The sequence below is a fragment of the Lutibacter sp. genome (assembly GCF_013139515.1).
GTDB lineage: Bacteria > Bacteroidota > Bacteroidia > Flavobacteriales > Flavobacteriaceae > Lutibacter.
The window spans coordinates 1-4,135 of the sequence record NZ_WTAR01000055.1; the positions used below are offsets into that span (position 1 = coordinate 1).

At 25.9% G+C, this 4,135-nt stretch carries 4 protein-coding genes and 1 pseudogene; 4 read left to right on the forward strand and 1 reads right to left on the reverse strand.

All coding sequences use genetic code 11. From position 1 onward, the window contains the following. Both GQ540_RS05670 and GQ540_RS05675 read left to right on the forward strand, forming a co-directional pair. A partial coding sequence (locus GQ540_RS05670) for a hypothetical protein (RefSeq protein ID WP_291798604.1) occupies positions 1–197 on the forward strand: 197 nt, incomplete at its 5' end. Positions 198–347: 150 nt separating this feature from the next. Beyond that, positions 348–680 carry a hypothetical protein gene (locus GQ540_RS05675; RefSeq protein WP_291798606.1) on the forward strand — a complete coding sequence of 111 codons (333 nt, stop codon included), beginning with the start codon at positions 348–350 and terminating at the stop codon, positions 678–680. A 65-nt stretch (positions 681–745) separates the two neighbouring features. On the opposite strand, the gene GQ540_RS05680 is transcribed toward GQ540_RS05675, so the two are convergent. Beyond that, a complete protein-coding gene (locus GQ540_RS05680) occupies positions 746–1,717 on the reverse strand; it encodes an endonuclease/exonuclease/phosphatase family protein (RefSeq protein WP_291798609.1) in 972 nt (323 codons plus the stop codon). Positions 1,718–1,955: 238 nt separating this feature from the next. On the opposite strand from GQ540_RS05680, the gene GQ540_RS05685 reads away from it, so the two are divergent. Together GQ540_RS05685 and GQ540_RS05690 are read left to right on the forward strand one after the other, a co-directional pair. Beyond that, positions 1,956–3,890: a tetratricopeptide repeat-containing sensor histidine kinase gene (locus tag GQ540_RS05685; RefSeq protein ID WP_291798612.1), complete on the forward strand. Its 1,935-nt coding sequence runs from the start codon at positions 1,956–1,958 to the stop codon at positions 3,888–3,890. Positions 3,891–3,939: 49 nt separating this feature from the next. After that, a pseudogene (locus tag GQ540_RS05690) lies at positions 3,940–4,135 on the forward strand (GTPase HflX); the annotation flags it as partial.

Here is a 4,135-nt window from a genome sequence, read left to right on the forward strand (position 1 = left end):
TTGTTATTGAAAATGAAACAACAGTAATGCTCACGTTTACATTTAGTTCACAAGGAGAAGTAGTTGTTTTAAATGTTGACTCTAGAGACAAAGACATTTTAAACTATGTTCGTGAACATTTAAACTATAAAAAAGTTGACAATCCAGGAGAAAGAGATAAAATATACACAATGCCTTTAAAAGTTACTGCTTCATGAAGAGACAATTAAAAACGTAAAAACTCAAACTAAATAGGTTTGAGTTTTTTATGACTTTAGTTAAACATTTGTTAATAGCGCATTATAAAAGTCACACTTTTTTATTTCAAGCGTCTTTTAAATATACTAACAATTAAATACTTATTTATTATGAAAAAATTTAAATTAATGGCATTAGCCTTAGTAATTGGAACAGCAAGTTTATTTGCTGCAAACGCAGAAGGATTAAAAGAGCCAACAAAAGAAATTAGAACTCAAATTGTAAATTTATTACAAACTCCAGATTTTATTATTGAAAATGAGACAGTAGTTACATTAACGTTCACATTTAGTTCACAAGGAGAAATTGTAATTTTAAATGTTGATACAAGAGATAAAAACATTTTAAACTACGTTCGTGAAAATTTAAACTACAAAAAAGTTGATAATCCTGGCGAAAGAGATAAAATTTACACAATGCCTTTAAAAGTTACTGCTTCTTAAAAAGAGAAGTTAAAATCATAAAAAAACTCAAACTAACTAAGTTTGAGTTTTTTTATGCCTAAACTTTAATGTTTTTTTAAATACACATACACAGGGAAGTGATCACTAAACCCACCTTGATACCATTTTCCAATATAGGTTCTAAAAGGGTTTCCTTTATATTTCCCTTTCCATTGTTTTAAAAAATGTTTATCAAAAACTTCGGCATATTTAAACGTGTGTTTATCATTTTCAAGATTGAAAAAGTTTTTAGAAAAAATAATTTGATCAAATAAATGCCACGTTTTTTTATAATTTAAAGTTCCATTACCGGTATTAATTAAACGCTCCATTGGGTTGTAAAATGTATCGTTTACCAAATATTTTTGTACACTTGTATTTGATGGGTTATCATTAAAATCTCCCATAATTATAATTTTAGCACTCTCATTTTCAGTTGTAATATTATTGGTAATTTGAGTTGCTAATTTTGCGGCTTCAATTCTTTTTTCTTCTGTTGAGTTTTCTCCACTTCTACGTGACGGCCAGTGATTTACAAGTATAGAAATTAATTCGCCATTTAAATTTCCATTTACCACTAAAATATCTCGTGTATAATCTCTTTCTCCATTGTTTCCTTCTAAATACAATGGAAATGTTTCAGAAGATAACACCTCAAAAAGTTCTTTTTTATACAATAATGCTACATCAATTCCTCTTTCATCAGGTGAATCGTAATGTACAATTCCATAATCGTGGGATTTTAGATTTTTTGAAGCAACTAAATCATTTAAAACTGCTTTATTTTCAACTTCAACTACACCAACAATTGCGGGTGCATGAAATGATCTTTGAGTCCCAAGTTGAGCAATAATATTACTTAATTTTCTTATTTTGTTTTTGTAACGATACAAATTCCAATTTTTTCTTCCTTTTGGTGTAAAATCATCGTCTAAAGTAGTAGGATCATTAGTGATATCAAATAAATTTTCAAGGTTATAAAAGGCTATAGTGTAAGTTTTGTTAATTTTTCCAGAAGATTTAAAGTATGAAAACATAAGAGAAATAGGATGAGTTTAAAATATTTAGCTAAAGTAGTTAAATTAAAGTCTATTGGATGAAAGTGATAATTATCACTAAAAACGGAAAAATAAAAGTTTACTTTTATAGATAGACCAAGAGTCGTGTCTTCAAAAAAATGCTAAAATTATGTTCCACAAATTCCCTAAGAGGATAATTATTATATGTAGTTATCTACTTTTAATAATTATAAATTCAACTTCAGTTTATTCAAAAATGTATGGTGGAAATGTGAAATTTTCAAAAGATACATTAGTAATACATAATACACTTAAAATAGCTGACGAGAGTTTATTTACATACCCAGACACTGCCTATGCTTATTATAAAGAGGCGCTTAACGTATCAATAAATGTAAAAAGTAAAAAACACGAAGCTTATAGCTTGATGAAAATTGGAGTTTATTTAGATATGAAAGGCAACTATAAAGAAGCCTTAAAATATTATTTCAATGCAAAAACTATTTATGAAAGTATTAGTGATGAAAATGGAATTACAACCAGTTATTTGAATATTGCAAATAGCTTTTCTTATTTGAATTCTTTAGATACATCTATTGAGTATTATTTAAAGGCTTTAGAAATTTTTAATAAAAATAAAGATAAGGAGGGTATTGCTAATGTTAATATGGGTATTGGAAATTTAAATTACGATCAAAAAAATTATACAAATGCCCATAAATATTATTTAAAAGCATTTGAAACCTATAGAGAATTGAATGATAAAAAAGGAATTTTAGATTGCTATATAAATTTAGGAAATGCCATTGGAGATCAGGGAAATTTAGACAAAGCTATAATTTATTATAATAAGTCAATTGTATTAGCTAAAGAAATTAATCACATGGAAGCTTTGGCTATTAACTATTTAAATATGGGCGATTGTTACTTGCTTAAAGAAGATTTTGATAAGGCGTTAAAATATGCAAACAAATCACTTGAAGTAGCAAAAAAATATAACTTTTCACCATTATACAACATTATTTATAGTAACATTTCAGAAGTATATTTAAATTTGAAAGATTATAAAAACACTATTAAATATGCCAAAAAAAGTCTAGAATTTAATGAGGATATTTTTTGGGCATTTGGTGAGTTTAGTAATTATTCTTTTTTAAGTGAAGCTTATGTTGGTCTTGGTGATTATAAAAAAGCATATGAAAATCAAAAATTATTTAAAAAATATTCAGATAGTATTTACACATCAGAAAAATTTGAAAAAGTCGCAAACTTAGATACTAATTTTGAAATTGAAAATCAAAAAAAAAGGATAGCGCTTTTAAATGAAAATGAAACAATAAGAAAAGTAGAACTAAAAAATCAAAAAATAATAAGCATCATACTTGTTTTATTTATTTTAACCTTTTTAGTTTTAATAATATTATTAAAAAAACAAAGTAATGCTCGTAAAAAAGCCTATAGTTTATTGTCAATTCAAAAAGAAAAAGCCATAGAAAGTGATCAATTAAAATCTTCATTTTTAGCAAATATGAGTCATGAAATTAGAACTCCTATGAGTGCAATTATGGGTTTTTCTTCGTTTTTAAAAGACCCAGAACTTACAGATGAAAAAAGAGATAGGTTTGTAGATGTTATTAACCATTCAGGTGAACGATTAATGACAATTATTAATGATATTATTGATATTTCTAAAATTGAATCCAATCAATTAAAAGTTGATATAGAAAACGTTAATGTTGTTAAAACGTTAAAAGAAATAATTGAAATTCAAAAAGAAACAAACACCATTTTATCAACTAAAAATGTAAATCTTAAATTAAATTTACCTACAACTAATAATGTTTTTATAAAAACTGACGAAAATAGATTTACTCAAATTATTAATAATTTAATTAATAATGCTTCAAAATTTACTGAAAATGGCTTTATTGAAGTTGGTTATGTATTAAACTATTATAGAGATACTTCTTACGTTCAATTTTACGTAAAAGACACAGGTTGTGGTATTTCTGAAGATAAATTTGAAGCTATTTTTAATCGTTTTTCTCAAGCAGGAGATAAAGATTTTAAAACAGGAAATGGTTTAGGATTAAGTATTTGTAAAGGGTTAATGCTAAAACTAGGTGGTGAAATATGGTTAAAATCTAAAGTAGGCTCAGGAACAACGTTCTATTTTACACTACCTTATTAAAAAAATATCATTTCTTATTTTCAAGCAAACTAATTTGTAAATTTGTAAAATGATAGAAGAGAAAAAAGTGACATCTGAAGAAGCTATTTTAATTGGCGTTATTACACAACATCAAAACGAAGAGCAATCAAATGAATATATAGATGAATTAGAGTTTTTAACAATAACTGCTGGAGGTAAAGCAGTAAAACGATTTACACAAAAGTTAGAAACTCCTAATCCAAAAACATTTATTGGCGCAGGAA

Bases quoted from the DNA above. Each gene is read 5' to 3' on its own strand.
- GQ540_RS05680 (WP_291798609.1), bottom strand. From the start codon at position 1,717: ATGTTTTCATACTTTAAATCTTCTGGAAAAATTAACAAAACTTACACT.
- GQ540_RS05685 (WP_291798612.1), top strand. From the start codon at position 1,956: ATGTATGGTGGAAATGTGAAATTTTCAAAAGATACATTAGTAATACAT.
- GQ540_RS05675 (WP_291798606.1), top strand. From the start codon at position 348: ATGAAAAAATTTAAATTAATGGCATTAGCCTTAGTAATTGGAACAGCA.